Raw genomic sequence first — 25,982 nt, 5'->3', positions numbered from 1 at the left:
TCACTTTGCCTTTCGGATTGACTGAGCTCGCAACAAGGCAGTGAACATAATAATTAACAGCTAATAGGTGCATCATGTCGGTCCCTCTGCGTACCGTTCAACTCAACGAAGCAAACGCATTCCTTAAGAAATATCCTGAGGTTTTGTACGTCGACCTTCTGATTGCGGATATGAACGGTGTGGTGCGCGGCAAGCGCATCGAACGCACCAGTCTTCATAAGGTTTACGAAAAAGGCATCAACCTTCCGGCGTCGCTCTTCGCCCTGGACATCAACGGTTCAACGGTGGAAAGCACCGGCCTGGGTCTGGACATCGGCGACTCCGATCGAATCTGCTACCCCATCCCCAATACCCTCAGCATCGAGCCTTGGCAGAAGCGCCCAACCGCGCAACTGTTAATGACCATGCACGAACTGGAAGGCCAACCGTTCTTCGCTGACCCTCGCGAAGTACTGCGTCAGGTCGTGAGCAAGTTCGATGACATGGGCCTGACCATCTGCGCCGCGTTTGAACTCGAGTTCTATCTGATCGACCAGGACAATGTGAACGGTCGTCCGCAATCGCCACGTTCGCCGGTGTCGGGCAAGCGTCCGATGTCGACTCAGGTGTACCTGATCGACGACCTGGACGAATACGTCGACTGCCTGCAAGACATCCTCGAAGGCGCGAAAGAGCAGGGCATTCCTGCGGACGCCATCGTCAAGGAAAGCGCCCCGGCGCAATTCGAAGTGAACCTGCACCACGTCTCCGACCCTATAAAGGCCTGCGACTACGCGGTGTTGCTCAAGCGTCTGGTGAAGAACATCGCCTACGACCACGAGATGGACACCACCTTCATGGCCAAGCCGTATCCGGGCCAGGCGGGCAATGGTCTGCACGTGCACATTTCGATTCTCGACAAAGAAGGCAACAACATCTTCGCCAGCGAGGATCCCGAGCAGAACGCCGCGCTGCGACACGCGATCGGCGGTGTGCTCGAGACCCTGCCGGCGCAGATGGCGTTCCTGTGCCCGAACGTCAACTCGTACCGCCGCTTTGGCGCGCAGTTCTACGTGCCGAACTCGCCAAGCTGGGGCATCGATAACCGGACCGTGGCCGTGCGCGTGCCAAACGGTTCGCCGGACGCCGTGCGCATCGAACACCGCGTTGCCGGTGCCGACGCCAACCCGTACTTGCTGATGGCGTCGGTCCTGGCCGGTATTCACCACGGCCTGACCAACGAAATCGAGCCGGGCCCACCGGTGGAAGGCAACAGCTACGAGCAGAACGAACAGAGCCTGCCAAACAACCTGCGCGACGCACTGCGCGAGCTGGACGACAGCGAAGTCATGGCCAAATACATCGACCCGCTGTACATCGACGTGTTCGTCGCGTGCAAGGAAAGCGAGCTGGCCGAGTTCGAGAACTCCATCTCGGACCTTGAGTACAACTGGTACTTGCACACCGTTTAACGGGGCTGACACCAGTCAGCTAGGCGGCAACGAAATCTGTAGCAGCTGGCGCAGCCTGCGTTCGGCTGCGCAGCAGTCGTAAAACCTGAGTGCTGGGCTTTTCTGAAGCACCGCATTGCCTGATTTCACGACTGCTTCGCAGCCGAACGCAGGCTACGCCAGCTGCTACAAAAGAACGCGCTACGGCTGAGACTTCTTCACTGGCTGGCTTCAATCCAACAAATACTTATTCCCCTGCGTCGAGTCACAACAATGACAAACACTCGCAGCGACTGGGAGCAACGCTTCCAGTCCCTAACCATAGAAAGCCGCGCCTTCATCGACGGCCAATACCGCCCGGCACTCAGCGGTGACACTTTCGAATGCACCAGCCCGGTCGACGGCCGTTTCCTGGCCAACGTCGCGAGCACTGACGAAGCCGACGCCAACGCAGCAGTCGCCGTCGCACGCCGCACCTTCGAATCCGGCATTTGGGCCAATCTCGCCCCGGCCGAACGCAAGCGCATCCTGATCCGCTTCGCCGACCTCATCCTGGCCAACCAGGAAGAACTCGCCTTGCTCGAAACCCTCGACATGGGCAAGCCGATCAACGACTCGATGAACATCGACATCCCGGCGACCGCCAACGCGATCCGCTGGAGCGCCGAAGCCATCGACAAGATCTACGACGAAGTCGCCGCCACGCCCCACGATCAGCTCGGCCTGATCACCCGCGAGCCGGCGGGTGTGGTCGCCGCCATCGTGCCGTGGAACTTCCCGTTGATCATGGCCAGCTGGAAGTTCGCTCCTGCCCTGGCGGCCGGTAACTCGTTCATCCTCAAGCCTTCGGAAAAGTCGCCACTGACGGCTATTCGCATCGCCCAGCTTGCGCTGGATGCCGGCATCCCGAGAGGCGTATTCAACGTGCTGCCAGGCTTCGGTCACACCGTCGGCAAGGCACTGGCGTTGCACATGGACGTCGATGTACTGGCGTTCACCGGCTCGACCGCGATTGCCAAGCAACTGCTGATCTACGCCGGCCAAAGCAACATGAAACGCGTCTGGCTCGAAGCAGGGGGGAAGAGCCCGAACGTGGTGTTCGCCGACGCGCCGGATTTGCGCGCGGCGGCACAAGCCGCAGCCGGCGCCATCGCCTTCAACCAGGGCGAAGTCTGTACCGCCGGCTCGCGTTTGCTGGTGGAGCGTTCGATTCGCGAGCAGTTCATTCCGCTTCTGGTGGAAGCGTTGCAAGCCTGGAAACCGGGGCACGCTCTGGACCCGGACACCACGGTCGGTGCGGTCGTCGATCAGCGTCAGCTGGACAACGTGTTGCGTTATATCCAGGTCGGCAAAGACCAGGGCGCGCAGCTGATCGCGGGCGGCAGCCGAACCCTCGAAGACACCGGCGGCCTTTACGTGGAACCGGCCATTTTCGACGGTGTGACCAACGCCATGACCATCGCCCGTGAAGAAATTTTCGGCCCGGTGTTGTCGCTGATCACCTTCGACACGGTTGAAGAAGCCCTGACCATCGCCAACGACAGCGTCTTCGGTCTGGCCGCCGGCGTCTGGACCAGCAACCTGAGCAAGGCTCACACCTTCGCACGTGGTTTGCGCGCCGGCAGTGTCTGGGTCAACCAGTACGACGGCGGCGACATGACCGCGCCGTTCGGCGGGTACAAGCAGTCGGGTAACGGACGGGACAAATCGCTGCACGCGTTCGATAAATACACCGAACTCAAAGCGACCTGGATCAAGCTCTAATACTTCTACAACGGCGGTCGCAGGCGTGCCTGCGACCTTCGGAGAAACCTATGAAACAAACCCATGTAAACAGCTACTACGCCGCCACCCGCAACTTCACCGGTGATTTTCCGGTGCTGGAACAGGCTGTGGACTGCGACGTCTGCATCATCGGCGCTGGCTACACTGGCCTGTCCTCGGCCCTGTTCCTGGCCGAAGCCGGCTACAGCGTCACCGTACTCGAAGCCGCCAAAGTCGGTTTTGGTGCCAGCGGTCGCAACGGCGGTCAACTGGTCAACTCCTATAGCCGCGACGTCGATGTGATCGAAGAGCGCTACGGCGACAAAACCGCCGAAGTACTCGGCAGCATGATCTTCGAAGGCGCGGACATCATTCGTCAGCGCATACAGCACTACGACATTCAGTGCGACTACAAGCCCGGTGGCATTTTTGCTGCGCTGAACAAAAAGCAGCTCAAAGGCCTGGCCGAGCAGAAAAGCAGCTGGGAACGCTACGGCAACAAGAACCTTAGAATGCTCGACGCGGCCGACATCAAGCGCGAAGTTGGTTGCGACAACTACGTCGGCGGCCTGCTCGACATGCAGGGCGGCCACATCCATCCGCTGAACCTGGCCCTCGGTGAGGCCTCGGCCATCATCGGCCTGGGTGGCAAGATCTACGAACAATCGGCCGCAGTGGAAATCACCTACGGCGAGCCGATTACCGTACGCACCGCCAAAGGCGTGGTCCGCGCCAAATACCTGCTGATCGCCGGAAACGCCTACCTGCCGCAAGACCTCGACAGCCGCGTCACGCGTAAAAGCATGCCGTGCGGTTCGCAGATCGTCGTCACCGAACCGTTGTCCGAAAAGGTTGCGCGCAGCCTGATCAAAAACAACTACTGCGTCGAAGACTGCAACTACTTGCTCGACTACTACCGCCTCACCGCCGACAACCGCCTGCTGTACGGCGGCGGCGTGGTCTATGGCGCCCGTGAACCGGACGACATCGAACAACTGATCAAGCCGAAGATCCTCAAGACCTTCCCGCAACTCAAAGACGTGAAAATCGATTACCGCTGGACCGGCAACTTCCTGCTGACCATGTCGCGCATGCCGCAATTCGGCCGTATCGAGAAAAACGCCTACTACATGCAAGGTTACAGCGGCCACGGCGTCACCTGCTCGCACCTGGCCGGCAAACTGATCAGCGAAATGATCCGCGGCGACGCCGAACGCTTCGATGCTTTCGCATCGTTGCCGCACATGCCAATGATCGGCGGCCGCACCTTCCAGGCCCCGCTCACCGCCATGGGCGCCGCGTACTACGCGCTGCGCGATCGATTCGGGATCTAAGCGACACAATCCCTGTAGGAGCGAGCCTGCTCGCGATGAGGCCCTGTCAGTCGCTAACAATGTCGCCTGACACACCGCCATCGCTAGCAGGCTAGCTCCCACAGAGATCCAGTTTGAGCAAAAAATCCACGGCCAACCGGGACCAAACTGTAGGAGTGAGCCTGCTCGCGAAGAGGCCATACCAGCCTCCATCAATCCCGACTGACACCCAGTGACAGCCATTTCACCCACCCATTCATCGAACCTGCTGAGCAACTCCACCAAACGTGATTTAATACCCGACTTTCAAATTTCCGGGACAGGGAAGCGGTACTTTCGCGGCCAAAAGTCGCCCGCCATCCACCCCCATAACCCTTAAGTTTTCTTCGCATAAGGCTGTCATGGACACGGGCTCACGACTCAAACTAGTACGCGAAAGCTACAAACTCTCCCAGCGCGAGCTGGCCCGGCGTAGCGGCGTCACCAATGCCACCATCTCCCTGATCGAACAAAATCGCGTCAGTCCCTCCGTCAGTTCCCTGAAAAAACTGCTCGAAGGCATTCCCATGTCTTTGGCGGACTTCTTCACCTTCGATCAGCCGCCCCGTGAACATCAGTACGTATTCCGCGCCAACGAACAGCCGGACCTCGGCCGCCATGGCCTGCGGTTGCTACTGATTGGAGCTTCGGTGCCGAGTCGACAGATGCGATTGTTGCGCGAGCAATACGCGCCTGGGGCGAGCTCTGGGGAAGAGCCGATCGTGCACTCGGAAGGCGAGGAGTGTGGGCTGGTTACGCGAGGCACTGTGGAGTTGACGGTAGACGGCCAGATCAGCGTGCTCAATGCGGGTGATGGCTACTACTTCCCGACAACGCTGCCACATCGGTTTCGCAACATCGGACAGGATGAGGCGGAAATCATCAGCGCCAACACCCCGGCTAACTTCTAATCTCAGTCTCCCCCCTGTAGCAGCTGGCGAAGCCTGCGTCCGGCTGCGAAGCAGTCGTAAACCCACGCCACACGGTTCGTCTGATACGCAACGTCCGCGTTTTATGACCGCAGCGGTCGAGAGCGACCCCGGAGCCAATGCAGGCGTCGCCGCTGCGACAGATTTGCGAGTTATTGATCAATTCGACGGGATTTGGGGCGACTTCGCCGCCCAGCTGGAGCAAGTTCCTTCTCCACAATGAGCAGTTTTCTACAAGATTTTCAGAACGGAAAATTAGAAGAACTCAGCCTACGACCGCCCGCATATCAAGTATCGGGCCGCCAGAAACAACAAAGCCCCGACAATTCGGGGCTTTGTTTTATGAAGATTTTGAAATCCTGGTACTAAGGCCAGTCCGTCCTGCGCTACTGCCTGGCCTGCGGCGAATGCGGATTCTGAGCCGTGTGCTTCGGCCCTGCCAGCGCCCACGCCACAAGTCCAAACAGCGGTACAAACACGATCACCACTATCCATACCAGTTTGTTGCTCGATTTCCCCTCGGCTTTACGCACCCGATTAATCGCCCACAACTCGACCAGCACAAGAATTGCCGCGAGTACGATCCAGATCGTTTCGATTTGCATTAGCCACCTCCTGATAGTCCTTTCGTTAGGTGGGCAACGGCGCGCGGGGTTCATTTTATCGGTGTGCAAAGTTCCACTAGCGTGCCATCCGGGCATCGGACGTAGGACACGGTTTGACCCCAGGGTTTGACCAGCGGGGCGGATATTTCCGTGGCGCCGACACTCAGCGCTTTGGCGTGAGCGGTGGTGACGTCTTCGGTGACGAGGCCTACTTCCATGCCCAGTGGTTTGACCGAGCTGTGGGCCGCGACGTGACCGCCACTAAAATTCATGGCAGCGAGCTCATCGGCGGCGAAGGCCAGGGCGGTTTCACCGGTTTCGAGTTCGCCGTAGGTGTTGGATTCGTGCAGGAAGCGGGTGGTGAGGCCGAATGCGGTTTCGAAGAATTGCAGTGAAGCGGGAACGTCGGAGACGTAGATGATCAGATAGCCGAATTTCATGGGCAAACATTCCTCGTTGAGAAATTGGGGCATGAATGTAGCAGATTGCGTCGCAAGTCTGGTTTCTAGGAAATGTCTTACAGGCTGGGCCGGAAGCGGGATGGGATCGGTCTGATTCTGTGTTTCTGAAGCCATTCAATAAGCCCATCGCCTGTTTGAGGCGCCGTACATTTCCTCCTCAATAGATGAAAGCAAATCCATCATCAAGGAGAGGAAGCATGGCGTTTGACGCATTTGTGAAAATCGAAGGGATCCCCGGCGAGGCACTGGATGAAAAGTACCGCGACTGGATCGAGGTCAACGGCTACAGCTTCGGCACCCATCAAAGCACTTCCGCAACGGCCAGTTCCAGTGGCGGTGCAGGCTCTGGCCGGACGACGTTAAGCAACTTCACGTTCACCAAACTACTGGACAAATCCAGCTGCAAACTGATGGAGGCGAGCTGTGCCGGGGAGCATCTGAAGGAGGTCAGTCTGGTGCTGAGCCGTGCGGGGGGCGACAAGGTCAAATACTTCGAGATCATCCTCGAAGAGGTCATCATTTCCGACTACACGCAAAATGCCTCTGCCGGCATTCCCGTAGAAGTCGTGCAACTGAATTACGGCCGCATCAAAACCATCTACACCCAGCAAAAACGCAGCGACGGTGCCGGTGGCGGCAACATCGCGGGTGGCTGGGATCGTATCAGCAACAAAAAATACTCGTGAGGCTGAAATGGCAGAGCCTCTAGCGTTTATCAATTCACAGACACAAACCTATCAAGCGCTGAAAACTCAATTGCGACTGACGGGGGCCTCTAACAGCAAATTCGATGTACTCAATGGGCATATTGCCAACACTGTAGTGTTGGCTGGCGAGCTCGTGATCATCGGCGATTCGTCCACTGCATCTTGTACGAGCCAGGAAGCGTACTTGATGGCAAAGGCACGGGACATCCACATTGGTTTGTTAATCAATCAGGTCGATGCAGACGACTTTTTTCTGGATAACTTCGAGCTGCTGAAAGAGGTGCTCAAATACAGCTCAATTGGCGCGGGTGTCGTCAGTGATGGGTGGAGCAGGCATATGGCGGCCATAGGGAAAACCCTGGAAGAGATCGAGGCGCTACACAAGGAGTTTTTGCGCACTGAATCATTGGCTGCCAGGAAAAAGTTTATAGCCGAACGCGCGATCGTTTTCGGCAAGCTGGATCAGCAGCTTGCCAGAGCAGCGTCGTATGGCTCAGGACTTCGTTATCAAAGCTCGATAAAACGAATGCTGGGAATTTCGACCAAGAGCTTTTTGCATACCGGGGAGATTGCCGGCTATGCGGAAAAAGTCGACGGCGTGGCCAAGGCTGCGAAATTAATTAAAAGCGGTACTTATATCGGCACTGCACTAGCGGTTGCTTCCTCCGGCCTAGAGATCAGAAATGCCTGTATGACCGGGCGGGAAAACGAATGTACAAAGGCCAAGTATGTAAGCGGTGGCTCATTAGTTGGAGGTCTAATGGGGAGCGCTATGGGCGGCTCCATTGGAGGCGCGATTGCTCTTGGGGGTTGTTTTGTGGCATTAGGGATTGTTACTGGAGGGCCGGGGGCTCTAGTCTGTGTTGTCGTAGGTGGGGCGATAGGTGGATATGTGGGTGGCGAACAAGGCGGGGCCGGTGGAGAAAAATTTGGTGAGTATCTATACAGGGCAGTAGAACAGTGAGTCATGAGGAACCAGGTCTGATATTGGTAGTTATATTTTTACCAATGGCATTTTCGTTGTTTTTTGTTTTCTATCTCGCGCACGCGTACACCTCACGGATCGAGTCTCTCCTATCGAATAGCCCTTTCGTTAAATATCATAGAGACACATTATCGGGCTTGGGGTTTATAGGTAAGGTAATTAGGACAGGTTTTATTGTATTCGTGTTGCTGATGCCTGAACTGATGGGCAGGAAAGGCGGAGTCGACGTTGATCAGGTAAAAAGCTTTCCGAAACCATTGAAAAGGATCTTGGTAAGTGCATGGATGATGCTTCTTTTGTCTGCTGTAGCATTGATGCTCTTTGATCCTAGAGGCTGAGCAAACACTGAGGAATCAGTTTCAGTAAAAGCCATCCTCCCACCAACTGAAACCTACCGAACACCCGCCCCCGCCATCGACTCCGGCACCCATTGCGCCGTCGACAGCGGCTCGATATACCGAATCCCGCCATGCGGGCCAACCACGCCATTGATGTTGTAGCTGCCGCGCGACAGGTCGTAGGTCATGAACGGGGTGGCATCCGGGACTTGCTGGTCATAGCTTTGGCTAAGGAACGCGAAGGAGCCACGGTAGAGCTGACCGCTCGCGTCGTACTGATCGGACGCCAATGCGGCCCAGCTGTCTTCATCCAGGTAAAAACGGCGTTTCTGGTAGATGTGTTTTGAGCCCGACTTGAGGTTGCCCTCGACGACGTAGACGCGGTGTTTTTCCCAGCGCACGAAGTCCGGCGAGAGGTAATTGGGCGTGGTCAGCGACTTGGCATCCCGCGCGTAGGTCAGCTTGTAGGTGTTGTAGGGCACGATCATTTCCTGCTTGCCCACCAGCGTCCAGTCATACAGTTCCAGCGCGCGGGCGGTGCCGGGGTTGGGGGTGTCGTAGGCCAGGACCGAAATCTGTTTGACGCGGCGCTGGGCCGGCAGGTACTGCCAGGCGCGGCCGGGAAAGTGCAACGGGTTGGTGGCGTTCTTGAGCATGATCGACTCGCCGGCTCGCCGCGCCGGTCCGGTATAGGACAGTTTCATCTGATGGTAGATGTCGGAGTTGTTGAAGGGCTTCGACAGGTGTTCGTAAATCGGGAAGGAGATGAAAGCCTCGCCGGTGATCGCCAGGCTTGCCACGCCCGCCGAGTCGACGTTCCAGGAGTCGTACTTGGAATGGATATTCACGCCCTGGTAGCGCAGCAGGAAATTCCACATCGCCTCGGCACCCGATTTCGGGATGGGGAACGGCACGCCGGGCAATACGTTGTCGATGGCTAAACCGCCTTCGAGGGATTGGGCGCCGGTGGCATTGCGGCGGCTGTTGTTGAGCACCGATTGAGGCAGCGCGGCGGTGCGGTGGGTCGGGTATACGTCGATGCGGTAACCGGGGAAGCGCTTGGCCAACGCCACCGAGGTGGCCGAGAGCAGGTTCTTGTACTGATCGACGTTCTTGCCATTGATTACCAGCAGCGGCTTTTCGTCGGCGTAAGGATCCGGGCGCATGGTGTCGCCGGCTTTGAAACTGGAAGGGGCAGTGATCAAGCCACCGCTGTAGGGCGGAATGGAGCCGTCGGCGTTACCGGCTTTTTCAGCGCCCACCAAAGTGAGGTTGGTGCCCAGTTGTGCGGCTTCCTGACTCGATACGGAGGCCTGGGCATCGATGGCAAGCGTCATAAGCATTGACGCAGCGAGAAGACTTTTCACGAATTTCATATTGTTATTCTCTTGCTTGGGCACTCGCAGACGCGTCACTCAGATGCAGCAGACGCGTTCGTTGGTTCAAGTGCGGCTGGCTGAATCGCCAGAAGCTTTTTTATTGCTGACATTAAAGAGCCCATAAATCATGGGTGCTTTTCATTCGACGACAGTCGCTTCGCTATTGATGACAATGCTTCCTGGCCCAAGACCCACGCGGGACCAGAAACGGTGAAGCGTCAAACTTGGCGAACAACGTGCAGATGCACCTCAGCACTAAAGTGACTTGTCACGGTCAATAATTCCCGCACATCGTCAGCGGTCCTCCGACCTGGAGCCGACCGGTTCTACTTCGATGGTTTGATCAAGGAAAGTGAAAGGATGCTCGCCGCAATGTAACTAGCCACTGCCTCAATGAGTCTGCGTGCATCGGGACTCGCCGCACGTTTTTCCTCTATTCAATACAAAGAATTTAAAGCATGAACCTTCGCAAAATTGCAGTAGGGCTGTCGGCCCTTGTTTTGCTCTCGAACGGCGCGCAAGCCCGCAGCCTGTTTGATCTCCTGAAACCGCCCGCCGAGCACCAGCAACACACGCCCCGTTCGGGTTCGATCAACAAGAACTCGGCGCAGGACCTCTATTCAAGCAAACAGAAACAGGCCTCGTTTGATGGCTGTGCAGACCTGTTTCCGGCGGCGAAACCGATCAATCTCGCCACTGTGCCTGCCACCATGAAACCCCTGGCCCTGTGTTCCGACAACTTCGCGGTGCTGTACTCGCAAACCAGCAAGACGCCGATGGTCGTTGTCGAACGCCTCAATTCAGCTCTGTTGCAGGACGCCAAAGGCGAGGAGCGCACCAACCAGTTCTACCCGGACCCGCGCATCCCCAAGAGTGGGCGGGCAGAGTTGAGCGACTATCGCAGCCAGCACCCGGCCGTGGACCGTGGGCACCAATCGCCGGCGGCCGATGCACCGAGCCCTAATGCCATGGCCCAATCCTTCGCGCTGTCGAACATGGTGCCGCAGGACCCGACCAACAATCGGAAGATCTGGAGCAAAGTCGAATCGGACGTCAGAAAGTTTGCGAAGCGTGCCGATGGCAATGTGTTTGTCTTTACCGGCCCGTTGTTTGACCAAGGCCACGCTACCATCGGCAACAACAAGGTCTGGGTCCCGACTCGCCTGTTCAAGCTGGTTTACGACGCATCGTCCCAACGTGCCTGGGCCTACGTGTTGCCGAACGCTGAAACCCGTATCGAAAAGCCGATGGACTACGCCACGTTCGTGAAGAGTACCGGGCTCAAATTGCTGGGCAATCTGCCGGTTACGGGTTCCGTCGGGCGCACTTGATGGCTTGATGGGGGACACTCCCAGTTTGGAAGCACAAAAAAACCCGCATCTTCCTGCGGGTTTTTTTGCGCCGGAAAACGACGTGCGCTCCCTTACAACGCGTTAGCCAGTTTCCCGCTCGACAGGCGACGTTTGTAAGCCGTGTCGCGGTTTGCCAGCCAATAGTAGAGCGGCGAGGTGATCAACAGACCCACCAACCAGGACAAGTCAGCCCCGTTGATGTGCTCCGAAATCGGCCCCACATACAGCGGTGTATTCATGAATGGAATCTGCACCACAATCCCGATCGCATAGGCCAACAGCGCCTGGGGGTTGTATCGGCCATAGATTCCGCCATCGACCTGAAAGATCGAGTTGATGTCGTACTTGCCTTTGTGAATCGCGTAGAAGTCGATCAGGTTGATCGCGGTCCACGGCACCAGGACCACGAGCAACACCAGCACCATGTCGACGAAGTGGCCGATGAAATCCGCCGAGGCACCGACGGCGGCGAAGCAGCAGCCGGCGAGGACGATGATCGAGATGACGGCACGGCTTTTGGCGGTGGGGATCCAGCGGTAGGCGAACGTTTGGACCAAGGTGATCAGCGACAACACGGCGCCGTAGAGGTTAAGCGCGTTGTGGCTGATGACGCTGAGCAGAAACAGCACCAGCATCAACGGGCCGATGGAGCCGGTGGCGAGTTTGACGGCGTCCATGGTGTCCATGCCGACCGGCGTGGCGAGGACCGCGACGGCGCCGAAAATGAACGAGAGACTGGAGCCGAGCACAGTGCCCAGGTAAGTGGTCCAGAAGGTCGAGGCGACGGGTACATCCGCCGGCAGGTAGCGCGAGTAGTCGCTGACATAGGGCGCGAAGGCGATCTGCCAGAGCGCGGCGAGGGATACGGTGGCCAGCCAGCCTGAGATGTTGAAGCTGCCGCGGGTAAGGAAGTCGGCGGTCTGCACGTGGGTAAAGATGTAGCCAAAACCCAGCACGATGCCGGCGCCGAGTACCCAGGTACCGATGCGGTTGAGCACGTGGATGAAGCGGTAGCCGATGATGCCGATGATGCCCGATCCCACGGCGCCGATGACGATGCCCACCGGTACCGGAATGGTATCGACCACACCGTGCAGGGACTTGCCGGCAAGGACGATGTTGGACGCGAAGAAGCCGATGTACATGATGCCGGCGATCAGCACCACCAGCAGCGCGCCGAGTGAGCCGAACTGCGCACGGCTCTGGATCATTTGCGGGATGCCCATCTGCGGGCCTTGGGCCGAGTGCAGCGCCATCAGCACTCCGCCGACCAGGTGACCCACGAGGATAGCGACGATGCCCCACACCAGGTTCAGGTGGAACAGCTGCACGCCGAGGGCGCCGGTGACGATGGGCAGCGGCGCGATGTTGCCGCCGAACCAGAGGGTGAACAGGTCCCTTGTCTTTCCATGGCGATCTTCGGGCGGCACGTATCCAATCGTGTGTTTTTCGATGAGCGGGGCGGACGTTGTTGCGGAGGTGACCATGACGAACTCCAAGGCAATGTGAGTACGTTTACGTACTTCGGTGAGCGCCGCGCGAACGACGCTTTTCTTGTTGGAGTGATGATGTGCGGTGGGGGAAGAGAGATAAATTAGTAGTTTTGTTGGTATAGACGTTAAAAAAACTGGCTCGGCGGGTAGCCGAAAAACCTGTGGGAGCGGGCGACTCAGGTCTTACCGGGAAGTTAAAACACCGCTCAACGTGTAGCAGCTGGCGACCCGTGGTGAGGGGATTTATCACCGTTCGGCTGCGCAGCAGTCGTAAAGACTTTGGGGCCGCTGCGCGACCCAACGGGGATAAATCCCCTCACCACGGGTCGCCAGCTGCTACAGGGATTGGGTTAGCTGATCGATCGCAGCATCCGTTGCAGCAGCGCGTCGCAGCCATTCAATTGTTCAAGGCTGACAAACTCGTCCGGTTTATGCCCCTGATCCATGCTGCCGGGGCCGCAGACGACGGTGGGTATGCCTGCCGCGTCGAATAGACCACCCTCTGTCCCGAACGCCACGGTGCCGAACTCTCGGGAACCGGAGAATGCAGCAATCAACTCAGCCGCTTCACTGTGCGCATCAGTTGCCAAGCCGGGATAGGCCGACAACTCGCTGAAACGTATGTCGCTCTGCTCACTCACCGCGCGCATGCGAGGCAGCACTTGCTGTTCGGCAAAGGCCTGCAATTGCTGCGCAACTTCGCTGGGATCATGGGAAGGCAGGGCGCGAATTTCAAAGTCGAAGCGGCAATCGGCGGGCACGATGTTCAGCGCCTTCCCGCCGGAAATGACACCGGTCTGCACCGTACTGAAAGGCGGATCGAAACGAACGTCGTGATGCTCGGGCGCCTTGAGGCGATGGCCAATCCGGCCCAGTTCACTGATCAACTCAGCGGCGTATTCAATCGCATTGACCCCGAGCGGCGCATACGCGGAATGACAGGCCTCGCCATGAACATCGCAGCGCATCGCGAGCTTGCCTTTGTGGCCCAGCACCGGCTTCAACTCGGTCGGCTCGCCAATGATGCAGAGCATCGGTTTCACCGGGCGTTTTTCAAGTTCCGACAGCAGCGATCGAACGCCCAGGCAACCCACTTCTTCATCGTACGACAGCGCAATGTGCACCGGCTTTTTCAGGTCGGCCCGCACCAGCGATGGCACCAGGGCGAGCACACAGGCGATGTAGCCTTTCATATCCGCCGTGCCACGCCCGTACAACTTGCCGTCACGCTCGGTCAGCGCGAAGGGCGCCAGGGTCCACGGCTGGCCATCGACCGGCACCACATCGGTGTGCCCGGACAAGACAATGCCCGGCCGTTGCGCGGGGCCGATGGTCGCGAACAGATTGGCCTTGCTGCGCTGTTCGTTGTAGATCAGTTCACAGGGCACATCGAAACCCGCGAGGTAATCGCGCACGAACTCGATCAGCTGCAGGTTTGATTCGCGGCTGGTGGTATCAAACGCCACCAGGGTTTTCAGCAAGTCGAGGCTGGTGCTCATCGATCGTCTCCGGCGACTCCGTAGCCTGGGGATTTGTCGGGCGCGAGGGCGCGGTCGATGTAGTCCTGTACCTGTGGGCGATAGGCGTCCCAGAGTTTTTCCAGTTCGCCAATCGGGTGTTCATCAGCCCAGTCGACCCGAAGATTAATGATCGGCCACGTCAGCTCACCGACCACTACCATCGCGGCGGAATGCACCGGTCCGGCTTCACCGCCTGCTGCAATAGCGGCTTTCATGGCGGCGAGCAAGCGGTCGGCCAGTTGACCTTCGCCCTGCTCGAACGCGTTGACCATCGCTTCGATGACGGCGCGGTCCGCGAGCATGTTTCCCGCCGCGACGCACTGCTCACCGGATACGGCATTGTGATTGCCCAAGGTCTCGCTGCCGCTGAAATGCGCGGTGCGGCCGAGATGGTCGATAGCGATGATCTGTCGGTACTGGCTGTAACCATTGCGCGTCAGCACCTTGTCCTGCGCCTCGGCAGGCGCCAGGCCTTGCTCCATCAGGGCGAGGGTTTCCGGGCCGAGGGAGGGCAGGGTGATGTTCTGCGTCGAGACCGCGCCGACACCGGGCAGCAGCCACGGGCAGCGGGCGCCGACGGCGATGCTGGAGGAACTGATGGCGATGCCGAACTGGCCGGTTTCGGGGCAACGGGCGGCGATGGAGAAGGTCATGGTTTGATTCCTTGGTTAGCCTTGACGGGTGCGTGTCTGAAAGGGCGCCATCGCGGGCAAGCCCGCTCCCACAGGGATGGGCAGCGGCCACAAAATGTGTGCACGACGACTTGCCCTGTGGGAGCGAGCTTGCTCGCGATACCGCAACTCGGGCCTCCCGACTACTCAGGAATCACCGCAATCACATCAATCTCCATCAACCATTGCGGCTGCCCCAACGCCGACACCACCAATCCGGTCGAAATCGGAAACACACCTTTGAGCCACTTCCCGACTTCCTGATACACCGGCTCGCGATAACGCGGATCGATCAAATAGGTCGTGGTTTTGACAATGTGACTCAAGTCGCTGCCAGCCTCTTCCAGCAACTGCTTGACGTTGCGCATCGCCTGCTCGGTCTGTGCACGCGGGTCACCGAGGCCAATCAGTTTGCCCTCGAAATCGGTCCCGACCTGGCCACGGACATACACCGTGTTGCCGGCGCGCACGGCCTGGCAAAGGTCGTTGTCCAGGCTCTGGTTCGGGTAGGTTTCCTTGGTGTTGAACATGCGAATACGGGTATGGGTTGGCGTGGACATGTGTGGCTCCTGAAGAAAGAATTAAGCACTGACCGGCGTTTTAGCCGTGACCGCAAGTGGCTCGGCCTGACGTTGAGCGGCATCGTGGTAGTCCAGGTACGAACGCTGGATGGCGATGTGATCGGCCACGTATTTGGCGTCGTGCCAGACGCCCCAAATGAACGAAGAACCCCGACGGGATTGCCACGGCAGGCCGAGGAAATAAATGCCTGGCTCGCTGGCGACGCCGCGCTGATGCTGTGGTTTTCCGTGGTCATCGAAGGCATCCACCTTCAGCCAGCTGTAATCCGTGGCAAAACCGGTGGCCCAGATGATCGACGTCACACCGGCCTTGGCCAGGTCGAGTTCCAGGATCGGATGAGTGACGCATTCCGGGTCCGGGAACGTGTGCCGCGCCTCGGGCTCTTCCGGCAGGTCCAGGCCATTGCGTTCGATGTAGGCGTCGGCAGCATTCAGCAGCGCCAGGTAATTCTCGTCACCGCGCGCCAGGTTATCGGCCAGATTCGGCTGGAAGGTCGCCACGGCGCCATTGAACGCCTGGGTCAGCCCGACCAGCGTCATTCCGCGATGGGCCAGGCCCCGGAAGTCCACGGTGCGCCCGCCATGAGCACCACTGACCGCAATGGTCACGTGTTCCCGACCCGGCTTCATGGCGGCCTGATCCCACTCGCCGAGTACACCCAGCCACCAGCAGAAATCACGGTTGCGATAAGCGCGAGGAGGGCGGTCGTGTGCGCCCACAGACAGGTAGACCTTCTTGCCGGCGCGCTGCAGTTCATCGGCGATCTGCACACCTGATGAACCTGCGCCGACCACCAGCACGGCACCTTCGGGCAACTGCGCAGGATTACGGTAGTCAGCGGAATGGATCTGCTGGAGCGGCACGTCTTTCGGCGCGATCGGCGGGATGACCGGGCGTTGGAACGGCCCGGTGGCCGCGACGACACGGTTGGCTTCGATCACGCCCTCGGAGGTTTCGATGGTGAAGCCCGGACGACCCACATTACGTTCGACCTTCAGTACATCCACGCCGGTACGGATGGGGGCGTTGAATTTCTTTGCGTACGCTTCGAAGTAATCGGCTACCCGCTCTTTCGGGGCGAAGCCGTCGGGGCTGAGGTCGTCGAACTCAAGACCGGGAAAGCGATCGTGCCACGCCGGACCGTTGGCCACCAACGAGTCCCAGCGCCCGGTGCGCCAACGCTCGGCAATACGGTTGCGCTCCAGCACCAGGTGCGGCACGCCGAGTTTGCTCAGGTGCTCGCTCATCGCCACGCCAGCCTGACCGGCGCCCACAATCAGCGTGTCTGTTTTTATTTTTTCAGTGGTCATCTCTCTACCCTTCGATGTGGGATTCAGGCGGTTATGGCCTGCCATCTCTTGGGCTCAAGACTAGGGATCACCCTGGTATCGGTAAAATATTATTAAGCTGGCATTTGAGTATAAATAACTGATGCAGAGCGGTTCTATCGCAATCGCAACGGCGCTGAGCGGCCTGTCGAGTGGATAACTGCGCGATCCTGATTATGCTTAGGAAACCTTGCAGCGATGCGAGGCCGTCAGCCTGTTCGCTTGCTTTACGCAGTCCGTAATCCGATGACATCAGCCCCAGGGCCTGGGTGCGGCGAGGGTAGTGAGGTACTCCGGCCTACAACAAGAGATAGACGGAGAACACTCATGGCCGCAATCGACACCACCACCACGGGCAGTGCGCCCAAGCACAGCATCACCAAGGAGGAGCGCAAGGTTATCTTTGCCTCCTCCCTTGGCACGGTGTTCGAGTGGTACGATTTTTACCTGTATGGCTCACTGGCCGCGATCATCGCGAAGCACTTTTTCGCCGGGGTCAACGAGACAACGGCTTTCATCTTCGCGCTGCTGGCGTTCGCGGCGGGGTTCGCCGTCAGGCCCTTCGGTGCGATCGTGTTCGGTCGGCTGGGGGACATGATCGGGCGCAAACACACCTTTCTGATCACGATCGTGATCATGGGTATCTCCACGGCCATCGTCGGTTTCCTGCCGGGATACGCGACCATCGGGGTCGCGGCGCCAATCATCCTGATCACCTTGCGGCTGCTGCAAGGCCTGGCGTTGGGCGGGGAATACGGCGGTGCGGCGACGTATGTGGCCGAACATGCACCGAAAGGTAAACGAGGCTATTTCACTTCCTGGATTCAAACCACCGCGACGCTTGGCCTGTTTCTGTCGCTGCTGGTGATCCTCGCCTGCCGGACCGTACTCGGCAACGAAGCGTTCGAGGCCTGGGGCTGGCGGATTCCGTTCCTGCTGTCGATCCTGCTGTTGATCGTCTCGGTGTACATCCGCCTGCAACTCAGCGAGTCGCCGGTGTTCCTGAAAATGAAGGCCGAAGGCAAAGCCTCCAAGGCACCGCTGACCGAGTCCTTCGCACGCTGGGATAACCTCAAGATCGTGATCATGGCATTGCTCGGTGGCACGGCGGGGCAGGCAGTGGTCTGGTACACCGGGCAGTTCTATGCGCTGTTCTTCCTGCTGCAGACGCTGAAAATCGATGCGCAGACCGCTAACCTGTTGATCGCGGGTTCGCTGTTGATTGGCACGCCGTTCTTCGTGATCTTCGGCAGCCTGTCCGACCGCATCGGCCGCAAGGGGATCATCATGGCTGGCTGTATTCTGGCGGCGTTGACCTATTTCCCGATCTTCCATGCGTTGACCCAATACGGTAACCCCGACGTGTTCGTCGCGCAGGAAAGAAACCCCGTCACGGTGATCGCCGACCCCGACCAATGCTCATTCCAGTTCGACCCGGTGGGCAAGGCCAAATTCACCAGCTCCTGCGACCTCGCCAAGACCTTGCTGGCGAAACGAGCCATCCCGTACAAAAACGAGAAGGCTGAGCCAGGGACAGTCGCGCAAGTGCGCATCGGCGACAAGGTGATCCCCAGCTTCGATGGCGCCAGCATGCCGGCTGCGGACTTCAAGACCCGCAACGATGCGTTCACGGCCACGTTAGGCGCGGCACTCAAGGAAGCCGGTTATCCAGAGAAAGCCGATCCGGCGAAAACCAACTACCCGATGGTGCTGCTGCTCCTGACCATCCTGGTGATCTACGTGACAATGGTGTACGGCCCGATCGCCGCCTGGCTGGTGGAGCTGTTCCCGACGCGCATCCGTTACACCTCGATGTCGCTGCCGTATCATATCGGCAATGGCTGGTTCGGCGGCTTCCTGCCCACGGTGGCGTTTGCCATGGTCGCGGCGACGGGGGATATCTACTACGGGTTGTGGTACCCGATTGTCATCGCCGTGATGACGGCCATTCTGGGCACGTTCTTCCTGCCGGAAACCAAGGACCGGGACATCCTTAACGACTGACGGCCGGGCCCTCTCTCGCGAGGGAGAGGGCCTCTGCTGCGTCGATCGGTGCCCCGTTATGAACGAATACGGTCCACCCCACTCAAAACAGTGCCCACCCCGGCATGACTGGACTTCAGTCAGATAACACCCCAATCGACGCCGCGTTCATCGGCGAAGCCAGCCTGGATGGCGGCGCGTCTCGACTCTCTCTTACAAGGAAGCAAGAACCTCATGCAGCAATCCTCATCTGCGTCTACACCGGTCACCGGTGCGTTAATCGCGTCCTTCCGCCATGGCAAGGGTTTCCCGATTTTCATCCTGATCGTCGGTCTTGTCATGCTGGGCATGGCCTGTTTCGTGCTGTACCTGAGCACGATTCTGCCCGCAGGCAGCTCGGGACCTGTGAGTGTGAACACCAGCCGCGGCACCCACCTGGATTTTTCCAGCCCGCAAATGATGATGTACTTCGCCAGCGCATTCCTGGCGGTGATCGCCGCGGGCCTTTTTGGCCTGTTTGTCTGGCAAAAGCGCTTACGTCAGGGCAGCTATGAAGTCTACGAACAGGGCATCGCGCACATCATCGGCGCGAAGAAGGAATACGTTCCCTTTGTCCAGATCGAAGACCTTTATCTGTTCAGCTCCGGGCAGGCGGCAATCAGCGGCCTGATCACCAACCTGGCGTACCGGCGCAATGCAAACGAGCCGTTTCACCGGGTCATTCATTCCCTCAAGGGGTTTCATGACTTCCAGCGGCGGGTGCGTGAGCTGCATGTGCGCGAACGCCTCCCTGCCGTCATGCAGACCCTGGAAGGCGGCGGGGTGGTGACTTTCAAGTACGTACCGAGCAGTGCGGTATGGGGCAAGCGCATGAAAGGCAATTTCCTCGATGTGGAAACGCAGCCTATCTTGATGACGCGCGAGTTTCTGGAGGTGCAGGGTCGCAAGGTGCCGATGTCGAGTTTGCGCACCGTGGATTTGAGTGCGTGGAGTGAATTGGTGGTGATCAAGGACGAGGCCGGGAATGAAGTGCTGTCGACAGTCTGCACCGGGATTCTGAGCCACGACCTGTTCCTCGCCACCCTGGACGCGATTCTGGATGACGCGGCGTCAAACCGCGCCGAGCCTGTCCCGGTGTTGCAGGATTGACAATCCAGGGCGCCAAACAACACTATCGAACCATGAACGACACACTCAGCATGAACATGATGTGCACTTCCATGACTGCCTCTGGCGGACCATGAGTTCACGCGTGCTTGTTACCTGACGTAGTAACCCAAAGGCCCCGCCAGAAATGGACGGGGCTTTTTAATGCGCCGTCCGCCACTGGCTGATGGAGATCGAAATGTTGGACATCAAACGAGCCCGGTACGACGACTGCGGGACAGCCTTCGACATTCGCCTCAAAGCGATACGGCATCAATGCATCGGCGCGTATACCCCGGAACAAATGCAGGCCTGGACAGCCGGGAAGGCCGAGGACGGCTATTGCGACCTGATGGAAAAGCACTTTTATCTGGGGTGCATCGAGGGCGAGCCGGTAGCAACGGGAATGCTAGACCTGAAGAACAAGGAAATCGGCGCGATCTTTGTGCTTCCGGGGTTCATGCAGCAGGGCATTGGCAAGCGGATGCTTGATTTCCTGGAGTCCCTGGCTCGGGAGTTAGGGCTGGATGAAGTCATCCTGGACGCTACGTTGAACGCGGCTGACTTCTACCGGCGATGCGGCTACGTGGGAGAGCAGGTTGCGATTTACCAGTCACCGTCGGGGCTGCAACTGGCGTGCGTGCCGATGGTGAAGAGGCTTTTCGATCTCCCCTCGACCCGAGCGGTTAACCCGACTTTATAGAATCTGGCGAAGCCCGTGGTGAGGGGATTTATCCCCGTTCGGCTGCGCAGCAGTCGTAGAGATTTCAGGGCCGCTCCGCGACCCAACGGGACGGTGCGACGTTTCGCTAAATCTCCTCACCATGGGCTTCGCCAGCTGCTACAGGGTCCTGGCTGATACACAGACACCCAACCATTCGTTTAATCGATAACCACCATCAAGAAATGCATCTTCAGTATTTCCATCAAGAGAGGAAGATAACCACATACCGAACTCGCCTTTGAAGGAACCTGTGCGATGAGACTCTCTTCCCTGCTGGCCATTGCCGCCGTTCTCACGGGCAGCCTCGCTGCCACTGCGCCTGCCTACGCCGCCGCCCCGTCCTGCCACTTTCTCCCTGTTGCGAACAGCTCAGCCGATCTGCGTCATGCCCGGTCGGTCGGGGTGATCTACAGCGAAAACACCCTCAACACGATCGAATACCTGGAGCAGTACCACGCGGTCGCGGTGAATGGCGCGAGGAACCCTCAGCTCGACTCGCGTATCAGCAGCGCGTTCGTCAGAAGCTCCGAGCCGACCATGGCGATTGACTGGTTGATGGGGTCGTTGCAGAAGGAGTTCGCATCGGTCAAGGTCTACGACAGCCTGGACGCGGTCGTGCAAGCTCATCCGGACGTGGTGGTGATGCTGGATTCGTATAGCCGCCTGGTGTCCAAGCGCAATCCACAGGTGCAAGCGCGATTCCTGGCGAAGTTCTATGACTCGAACCTGCAGTACATCGGCCAGGCCGAAGGCTCACGGGAAAAGCAGATGCCTTCGCTTTGGGTTCACGGCAAAGCGGCGCCGGAGATTGCAGCGCAAATCGATCAGCAAACCGAGTTGCAAGTGAACGCCTTGAAGCAGTTCGATACCTCGCTCAAGGCGTTGGTGAGCGCGGGTGATGTGGCTCAGGTCGCGACTAAATAGGCGACCTGGCCACACATTAACTCGCGTCAGTTCTTGATCACGTACCCATACGCACGGATACGCCCTTCAACTTCCTTCAAGTAAACGCCTTGCAGTTCCGGGGTAAAACCTGGCAACGCGTTAATTCCTTCTTCCAGCGCCAGGAAGTACTTGAGCACCGCACCGCCCCAGATTTCCCCCGGCACGACGCAGAGCACGCCCGGCGGGTAGGGCAGCGCACCTTCGGCGGCGATGCGACCATCGGCATCGGCCAGCGCCACCAACTCGATGTTGCCCCTAATGAATTCGAACTGCGCAGCCTGGGGGTTCATGGCCTTTTTCGGGAAGTGTTCCTTGCGGAACATCTGTTTCTGCAGTTGCTGCACGTTGTGACTGCGGTAGAGGTCGTGCATCTCCTGGCAGAGCTGGCGAATGGTGTAGTTGCGATAGCGCGCTTCGTAACGCGCATAGATGGCCGGCAACACGCGGCTCATCGGAGCGTTGTCATTGACGAAGCGTTCGAAACGCGCGATTTGCGCGGCGAGGTGGGTCATTTTTGCCCAGTCTTCAGCCGGGGTCAGCAGGAACAGAATCGAGTTCAGGTCGCACTTTTCCGGAACGATGCCGTTCTCGCGCAGGAAGTTGGCGAGAATGCCGGCATGAATGCCGAAATCGGTGTAACTGCCATCAACCGGATCGATGCCGGGGGTGGTGAACAGCAATTTGCACGGGTCAATGAAGTACTGCTTTTCCCCGTAGCCCTGGAAGGCATGCCAGCGATCTTTGGGATGGAACTCGAAGAACCGCAGGTCGTTGGCGATTTCTTCAGTGGGGTAATCCTCCCACGCACGGCCTTCGATGGTAGCGGGCACAAATGGGCGGACCATGGTGCAGGCTTCCAGGATCAATTTGCGTGCGTCGATGCCGAATTTCACGCAGTCATCCCACAGCTTCAGGCCACTGCGGCCCGAGTGGATTCGCGCGTTCACGTCCAGTGAGGCAAAAATCGGATAGAACGGACTGGTGGACGCCTGGGACATGAACGCATTGTTCAATTGCGCATGGCTGCAGTAGCGGGCTTGTCCTTTGATGTGACGGTCTTTTTTGTGTACCTGCGAAGCCTGGGAGAACCCCGCCTGCTGCTTGTGCACCGATTGGGTCACGAAGATGCCCGGGTCGTCCGCGTGCAGGTCCAGCAGCAGTGGCGAGCAGTCTTTCATCATCGGGATGAACTGTTCGTAGCCCACCCACGCCGAGTCAAACAGGATGTAATCGCACAACTTGCCAATGCGATCGACCACCTGACGGGCGTTATAGACAGTACCGTCATAGGTGCCGAGTTGAATGATCGCCAGGCGGAACGGGCGCGGCTGTTGGGCCTTGTCCGGCGCCACTTCAGCGATCAATTCGCGCAGGTATTCTTCTTCAAAACAGTGGGCGTCGATGCCGCCGATGAAGCCATAGGGGTTGCGCGCGGTTTCCAGGTACACCGGCGTAGCGCCTGCCTGGATCAAGGCACCCTGGTGGTTGGACTTGTGGTTGTTGCGGTCGAACAGCACCAGGTCGCCAGGCGTCAGCAGTGCGTTGGTAACCACCTTGTTGGAGGCCGAGGTGCCGTTGAGTACGAAGTAGGTCTTGTCCGCGTTGAATACTTTGGCGGCATGTTTTTGCGCCAGCAGCGCCGGGCCTTCATGGATCAACAGATCGCCCAGCTTGACGTCAGCGTTGCACATGTCGGCGCGAAACAGCGTTTCGCCAAAGAAGTCGAAGAACTGCCGACCCGCCGGGTGTTTGCGGAAAAACTGACCGCCCTGGTGGCCAGGGCAAGCGAACGTCACGTTCGCCGATTCGGTGTAGCGCTTGACGGCGTCGAAGAACGGCGGCAGCAGGCTCTCTTCGTAGGCCTTCGCGGCGGTCTCGAGCTGGTGGCCATGGTATTCGACGTTGTTGCGCGAGCGGTCAAAAATGCCGTTCACCTGCAGCAGTACGTTTTCCAGGTGCTTATAGACGTCGCGTGCGCGGTTGCCGGTGCCGGGGGAGGTCGCAAGGAAAATCGGAATATCGAAACCCGTGCGCTGGAGCGATTCCAGAGCGCCTGCCATCACGTCTTCGACCGAGAACACCGCAACCGCGATGTCGGTGTAGTCGGTCTGACTGATGGGTACCACCTCCCTGTAGGTCTGAAAACAATCGATGGCGGTATCACTGGCAGCTATCTTCAAGATTTTCATGCGCAAATTCTCCTGGCGGACAGTCACTTGTCCGCTGTTTTTCAAGCGATCAATTTACTCAGGGATCGATGAAAACACCCTGATCCAAATCATGCCAACACTGGTTATAGACGTGATTGGTCGGATTGGAAGGTGGGTGCGGACAACCGGGAGTCGACGACTGACGACGGATTGAAAACCGGCCTCTGATTGACGCGGGGCGCGCGCACCCCCTTGAACATGTGCGCACGACTACAGCGGATCTGACCAACTACAGGTCGGATTCGCGCAAAAAACCAGTCCTTGCATCTGTTCGAATGATCTCCAGCGGCCCACCAGAGTGGCGCCCTCTGTCGCTCAATCACTGACAAGGATCTATGACATGCAAATGCCGAAAACCATCCAGATCAAGAACGGCGAGAAAGCGAGCCCGACGTTCTCGGCTCAGGAATACGCCAACCGTCAGACCAAACTGCGAGCTTACCTGGCGCAAAATAATATTGACGCGGCGGTCTTCACTTCGTACCACAACATCAACTATTACAGCGATTTCCTGTACTGCTCGTTTGGCCGTCAATACGCGCTGGTGGTGACCCAGGACAGCGCGGTGACCATCAGCGCCAACATCGACGGTGGCCAGCCATGGCGCCGGACCGTCGGCACCGAGAACATCGTTTACACCGACTGGCAGCGCGACAACTACTTCGTCGCCATTCAGCAAGCGCTGCCCGAGGCCGGTCGCATCGGCATCGAGTTCGATCACCTGAACCTGCTCAACCGCGACAAGCTCGCCAGCCGCTATCCGCAGGCCGAGCTGGTGGACATCGCCGCGCCGTGCATGCGCATGCGCATGATCAAGTCCGCTGAAGAGCACGCGATCATCCGTCACGGTGCTCGCGTCGCGGACATCGGTGGCGCGGCCATCGTCGAAGCACTGCGCGACCAGGTTCCGGAATATGAAGTGGCACTGCACGCCACCCAGGCGATGGTGCGCGAGATTGCGCGCACCTTCCCGGACTCGGAATTGATGGACACCTGGACCTGGTTCCAGTCCGGTATCAACACGGATGGTGCGCATAACCCGGTCACCTCGCGCAAGGTCAACAAGGGCGACATTCTCAGCCTCAATTGCTTCCCGATGATCGCCGGTTACTACACCGCACTGGAACGTACGTTGTTCCTGGATCACTGCTCCGACGAGCACCTGCGTTTGTGGGAGGTCAACGTCAAGGTGCATGAGGCCGGCCTGAAACTGATCAAGCCAGGCATGCGCTGCTGCGATATCGCCCTGCAACTCAACGAAATTTTCCTGGAGCACGACCTGCTGCAATACCGCACCTTCGGTTACGGGCACTCGTTCGGCACGCTGAGCCATTACTACGGTCGCGAAGCCGGGCTGGAGTTGCGCGAAGACATCGACACGGTGCTTGAGCCGGGGATGGTGGTGTCCATCGAGCCGATGATCATGCTGCCGGAAGGCCTGCCGGGTGCAGGCGGGTATCGTGAGCACGACATCCTGATCGTCAACGAGCAGGGCGGGGAAAACATCACCAGGTTCCCGTACGGGCCAGAGCACAACATCATCAAGAAGTAAAAGCGCTGGTGCATTGAGCTTTTGTGGCGAGGGGATTTAGCGAAACGTCGCACCGCCCCGTTCGGCTGCGCAGCAGTCGTAAAACCAGCGCACTCGGTGTACCTGACACACCTCGGTCGCAGTTTTTGGGGCTGCTTCGCAGCCCAACGGGGCGGTGCGACGTTTCGCTAAATCCCCTCGCCACGGCACTTACTGACCCTTAACCCTGCCAAGTAAAACAATAGAGGGTATTTGTCATGTTCCACATCTCGACGGTCCAACCCGATTACCGCACCGCTACCACCGGAGGTGCGCAATGAGCCGAATGCGGTGTTTGGCGGGACGGCCCCGTTTATTGCGACGTGGTTGATTCAAATGACCGGGAACAAGATGGCACCGGCCTGGTATTTGTTGGCCGCGGCAGCGGTGGCGTTGGTTGCGATGCTGGCGGCCCGGGAGACGGCGCATAAGGCGTTGCAGGATTGATCCGGGTTGCCCTGAGTCGTTGTTGGTGATTTTGAGGGCGCCATCGCGGGCAAGCCCGCTC

Annotated in this window: 21 protein-coding genes and 1 pseudogene; 13 read left to right on the top strand and 9 right to left on the bottom strand. The window is 58.6% G+C overall.

The annotated features are described in order from the left end of the window. Positions 1–74 precede the first annotated feature (74 nt). From H7698_RS26895 to H7698_RS26880, 4 genes are all read left to right on the top strand, one after another. Positions 75–1,451: a glutamine synthetase family protein gene (locus tag H7698_RS26895; protein WP_162438477.1), complete on the top strand. Its 1,377-nt coding sequence runs from the start codon at positions 75–77 to the stop codon at positions 1,449–1,451. 252 nt (positions 1,452–1,703) lie between these two features. Then, complete coding sequence (locus H7698_RS26890; protein ID WP_194693367.1) at positions 1,704–3,194, top strand: aldehyde dehydrogenase; 1,491 nt, start codon at positions 1,704–1,706, stop codon at positions 3,192–3,194. A 50-nt stretch (positions 3,195–3,244) separates the two neighbouring features. Further along, a complete protein-coding gene (locus H7698_RS26885; RefSeq protein WP_162438479.1) occupies positions 3,245–4,528 on the top strand; it encodes an NAD(P)/FAD-dependent oxidoreductase in 1,284 nt (427 codons plus the stop codon). A gap of 380 nt (positions 4,529–4,908) precedes the next feature. Beyond that, positions 4,909–5,457, top strand: a complete 549-nt coding sequence (locus H7698_RS26880; protein ID WP_028623608.1) for a cupin domain-containing protein — start codon at positions 4,909–4,911, stop codon at positions 5,455–5,457. Between the two features lie 404 nt (positions 5,458–5,861). Here H7698_RS26880 and H7698_RS26875 read toward each other — a convergent pair whose 3' ends face one another. Continuing rightward, positions 5,862–6,080, bottom strand: a complete 219-nt coding sequence (locus H7698_RS26875; protein ID WP_162438480.1) for a PLD nuclease N-terminal domain-containing protein — start codon at positions 6,078–6,080, stop codon at positions 5,862–5,864. A 50-nt stretch (positions 6,081–6,130) separates the two neighbouring features. After that, the gene (locus tag H7698_RS26870; RefSeq protein ID WP_194693366.1) at positions 6,131–6,520 is read right to left on the bottom strand and encodes a VOC family protein; all 390 of its coding nucleotides are present in this window, start codon (positions 6,518–6,520) and stop codon (positions 6,131–6,133) included. A 218-nt stretch (positions 6,521–6,738) separates the two neighbouring features. Between H7698_RS26870 and H7698_RS26865 the strand changes: the two genes are divergently transcribed. Together H7698_RS26865 and H7698_RS26860 are read left to right on the top strand one after the other, a co-directional pair. Continuing rightward, positions 6,739–7,227 carry an Hcp family type VI secretion system effector gene (locus tag H7698_RS26865; RefSeq protein ID WP_194693365.1) on the top strand — a complete coding sequence of 163 codons (489 nt, stop codon included), beginning with the start codon at positions 6,739–6,741 and terminating at the stop codon, positions 7,225–7,227. A 7-nt stretch (positions 7,228–7,234) separates the two neighbouring features. Beyond that, positions 7,235–8,212 carry a hypothetical protein gene (locus H7698_RS26860; RefSeq protein WP_194693364.1) on the top strand — a complete coding sequence of 326 codons (978 nt, stop codon included), beginning with the start codon at positions 7,235–7,237 and terminating at the stop codon, positions 8,210–8,212. Positions 8,213–8,624: 412 nt separating this feature from the next. On the opposite strand, the gene H7698_RS26855 is transcribed toward H7698_RS26860, so the two are convergent. Continuing rightward, positions 8,625–9,947, bottom strand: coding sequence for a DUF1329 domain-containing protein (locus H7698_RS26855; RefSeq protein WP_194693363.1), 1,323 nt, complete (start codon positions 9,945–9,947; stop codon positions 8,625–8,627). Between the two features lie 461 nt (positions 9,948–10,408). Between H7698_RS26855 and H7698_RS26850 the strand changes: the two genes are divergently transcribed. Next, complete coding sequence (locus H7698_RS26850) at positions 10,409–11,281, top strand: DNA/RNA non-specific endonuclease (protein ID WP_194693362.1); 873 nt, start codon at positions 10,409–10,411, stop codon at positions 11,279–11,281. A gap of 92 nt (positions 11,282–11,373) precedes the next feature. Here the strand turns inward: H7698_RS26850 and H7698_RS26845 are convergent, their stop codons facing one another. From H7698_RS26845 to H7698_RS26825, 5 genes are all read right to left on the bottom strand, one after another. Continuing rightward, positions 11,374–12,789, bottom strand: a complete 1,416-nt coding sequence (locus H7698_RS26845) for a purine-cytosine permease family protein (protein ID WP_194693361.1) — start codon at positions 12,787–12,789, stop codon at positions 11,374–11,376. A 356-nt stretch (positions 12,790–13,145) separates the two neighbouring features. After that, the gene (argE, locus tag H7698_RS26840) at positions 13,146–14,294 is read right to left on the bottom strand and encodes an acetylornithine deacetylase (RefSeq protein WP_194693360.1); all 1,149 of its coding nucleotides are present in this window, start codon (positions 14,292–14,294) and stop codon (positions 13,146–13,148) included. Further along, positions 14,291–14,968 (bottom strand): DUF1028 domain-containing protein, encoded by a 678-nt coding sequence (locus H7698_RS26835; protein ID WP_194693359.1) that lies wholly within the window; start codon positions 14,966–14,968, stop codon positions 14,291–14,293. Before H7698_RS26835 ends, argE begins: the two co-directional genes overlap by 4 nt. A 161-nt stretch (positions 14,969–15,129) precedes the next feature. After that, positions 15,130–15,546 (bottom strand): RidA family protein, encoded by a 417-nt coding sequence (locus H7698_RS26830; RefSeq protein ID WP_162438487.1) that lies wholly within the window; start codon positions 15,544–15,546, stop codon positions 15,130–15,132. Positions 15,547–15,567: 21 nt separating this feature from the next. Next, positions 15,568–16,878, bottom strand: coding sequence for a flavin-containing monooxygenase (locus H7698_RS26825; protein ID WP_194693358.1), 1,311 nt, complete (start codon positions 16,876–16,878; stop codon positions 15,568–15,570). 345 nt (positions 16,879–17,223) lie between these two features. On the opposite strand from H7698_RS26825, the gene H7698_RS26820 reads away from it, so the two are divergent. The 4 genes from H7698_RS26820 (at position 17,224) to H7698_RS26805 (ending at position 21,673) form a co-directional block, all read left to right on the top strand. Continuing rightward, positions 17,224–18,900, top strand: coding sequence for an MFS transporter (locus H7698_RS26820; RefSeq protein WP_194693357.1), 1,677 nt, complete (start codon positions 17,224–17,226; stop codon positions 18,898–18,900). A 213-nt stretch (positions 18,901–19,113) separates the two neighbouring features. Further along, positions 19,114–20,028, top strand: a complete 915-nt coding sequence (locus H7698_RS26815) for a hypothetical protein (RefSeq protein ID WP_194693356.1) — start codon at positions 19,114–19,116, stop codon at positions 20,026–20,028. A 196-nt stretch (positions 20,029–20,224) separates the two neighbouring features. Beyond that, positions 20,225–20,728 carry a GNAT family N-acetyltransferase gene (locus H7698_RS26810; RefSeq protein WP_194693355.1) on the top strand — a complete coding sequence of 168 codons (504 nt, stop codon included), beginning with the start codon at positions 20,225–20,227 and terminating at the stop codon, positions 20,726–20,728. A 276-nt stretch (positions 20,729–21,004) separates the two neighbouring features. Continuing rightward, positions 21,005–21,673, top strand: coding sequence for an ATPase (locus H7698_RS26805; RefSeq protein WP_194693354.1), 669 nt, complete (start codon positions 21,005–21,007; stop codon positions 21,671–21,673). A 26-nt stretch (positions 21,674–21,699) separates the two neighbouring features. Here the strand turns inward: H7698_RS26805 and speF are convergent, their stop codons facing one another. Next, positions 21,700–23,883: an ornithine decarboxylase SpeF gene (gene speF, locus H7698_RS26800; RefSeq protein WP_194693353.1), complete on the bottom strand. Its 2,184-nt coding sequence runs from the start codon at positions 23,881–23,883 to the stop codon at positions 21,700–21,702. A 361-nt stretch (positions 23,884–24,244) separates the two neighbouring features. On the opposite strand from speF, the gene H7698_RS26795 reads away from it, so the two are divergent. Further along, positions 24,245–25,456 (top strand): M24 family metallopeptidase, encoded by a 1,212-nt coding sequence (locus tag H7698_RS26795; protein WP_194693352.1) that lies wholly within the window; start codon positions 24,245–24,247, stop codon positions 25,454–25,456. 294 nt (positions 25,457–25,750) lie between these two features. After that, a pseudogene (locus H7698_RS26790) lies at positions 25,751–25,921 on the top strand (MFS transporter); the annotation flags it as partial. Positions 25,922–25,982: the final 61 nt, after the last annotated feature.

Origin of the sequence: Pseudomonas sp. p50(2008), assembly GCF_015351605.1 — a bacterium.
Classification (GTDB): Bacteria; Pseudomonadota; Gammaproteobacteria; order Pseudomonadales; family Pseudomonadaceae; genus Aquipseudomonas.
The sequence above is the reverse complement of the archived record's forward strand: the minus strand, read 5'-3'. Positions and strand labels throughout refer to the sequence as shown.

Excerpts from the sequence above, each read along its gene's own strand:
- H7698_RS26895 (WP_162438477.1), top strand. The coding sequence starts at position 75 with ATGTCGGTCCCTCTGCGTACCGTTCAACTCAACGAAGCAAACGCATTC.
- speF (WP_194693353.1), bottom strand. The coding sequence starts at position 23,883 with ATGAAAATCTTGAAGATAGCTGCCAGTGATACCGCCATCGATTGTTTT.
- H7698_RS26825 (WP_194693358.1), bottom strand. The coding sequence starts at position 16,878 with ATGACCACTGAAAAAATAAAAACAGACACGCTGATTGTGGGCGCCGGT.
- H7698_RS26850 (WP_194693362.1), top strand. The coding sequence starts at position 10,409 with ATGAACCTTCGCAAAATTGCAGTAGGGCTGTCGGCCCTTGTTTTGCTC.
- H7698_RS26835 (WP_194693359.1), bottom strand. The coding sequence starts at position 14,968 with ATGACCTTCTCCATCGCCGCCCGTTGCCCCGAAACCGGCCAGTTCGGC.
- H7698_RS26875 (WP_162438480.1), bottom strand. The coding sequence starts at position 6,080 with ATGCAAATCGAAACGATCTGGATCGTACTCGCGGCAATTCTTGTGCTG.
- H7698_RS26795 (WP_194693352.1), top strand. The coding sequence starts at position 24,245 with ATGCAAATGCCGAAAACCATCCAGATCAAGAACGGCGAGAAAGCGAGC.
- H7698_RS26820 (WP_194693357.1), top strand. The coding sequence starts at position 17,224 with ATGGCCGCAATCGACACCACCACCACGGGCAGTGCGCCCAAGCACAGC.
- H7698_RS26890 (WP_194693367.1), top strand. The coding sequence starts at position 1,704 with ATGACAAACACTCGCAGCGACTGGGAGCAACGCTTCCAGTCCCTAACC.
- H7698_RS26885 (WP_162438479.1), top strand. The coding sequence starts at position 3,245 with ATGAAACAAACCCATGTAAACAGCTACTACGCCGCCACCCGCAACTTC.
- argE (WP_194693360.1), bottom strand. The coding sequence starts at position 14,294 with ATGAGCACCAGCCTCGACTTGCTGAAAACCCTGGTGGCGTTTGATACC.
- H7698_RS26810 (WP_194693355.1), top strand. The coding sequence starts at position 20,225 with ATGTTGGACATCAAACGAGCCCGGTACGACGACTGCGGGACAGCCTTC.
- H7698_RS26865 (WP_194693365.1), top strand. The coding sequence starts at position 6,739 with ATGGCGTTTGACGCATTTGTGAAAATCGAAGGGATCCCCGGCGAGGCA.
- H7698_RS26845 (WP_194693361.1), bottom strand. The coding sequence starts at position 12,789 with ATGGTCACCTCCGCAACAACGTCCGCCCCGCTCATCGAAAAACACACG.
- H7698_RS26860 (WP_194693364.1), top strand. The coding sequence starts at position 7,235 with ATGGCAGAGCCTCTAGCGTTTATCAATTCACAGACACAAACCTATCAA.
- H7698_RS26815 (WP_194693356.1), top strand. The coding sequence starts at position 19,114 with ATGCAGCAATCCTCATCTGCGTCTACACCGGTCACCGGTGCGTTAATC.
- H7698_RS26880 (WP_028623608.1), top strand. The coding sequence starts at position 4,909 with ATGGACACGGGCTCACGACTCAAACTAGTACGCGAAAGCTACAAACTC.
- H7698_RS26805 (WP_194693354.1), top strand. The coding sequence starts at position 21,005 with ATGAGACTCTCTTCCCTGCTGGCCATTGCCGCCGTTCTCACGGGCAGC.
- H7698_RS26870 (WP_194693366.1), bottom strand. The coding sequence starts at position 6,520 with ATGAAATTCGGCTATCTGATCATCTACGTCTCCGACGTTCCCGCTTCA.
- H7698_RS26855 (WP_194693363.1), bottom strand. The coding sequence starts at position 9,947 with ATGAAATTCGTGAAAAGTCTTCTCGCTGCGTCAATGCTTATGACGCTT.
- H7698_RS26830 (WP_162438487.1), bottom strand. The coding sequence starts at position 15,546 with ATGTCCACGCCAACCCATACCCGTATTCGCATGTTCAACACCAAGGAA.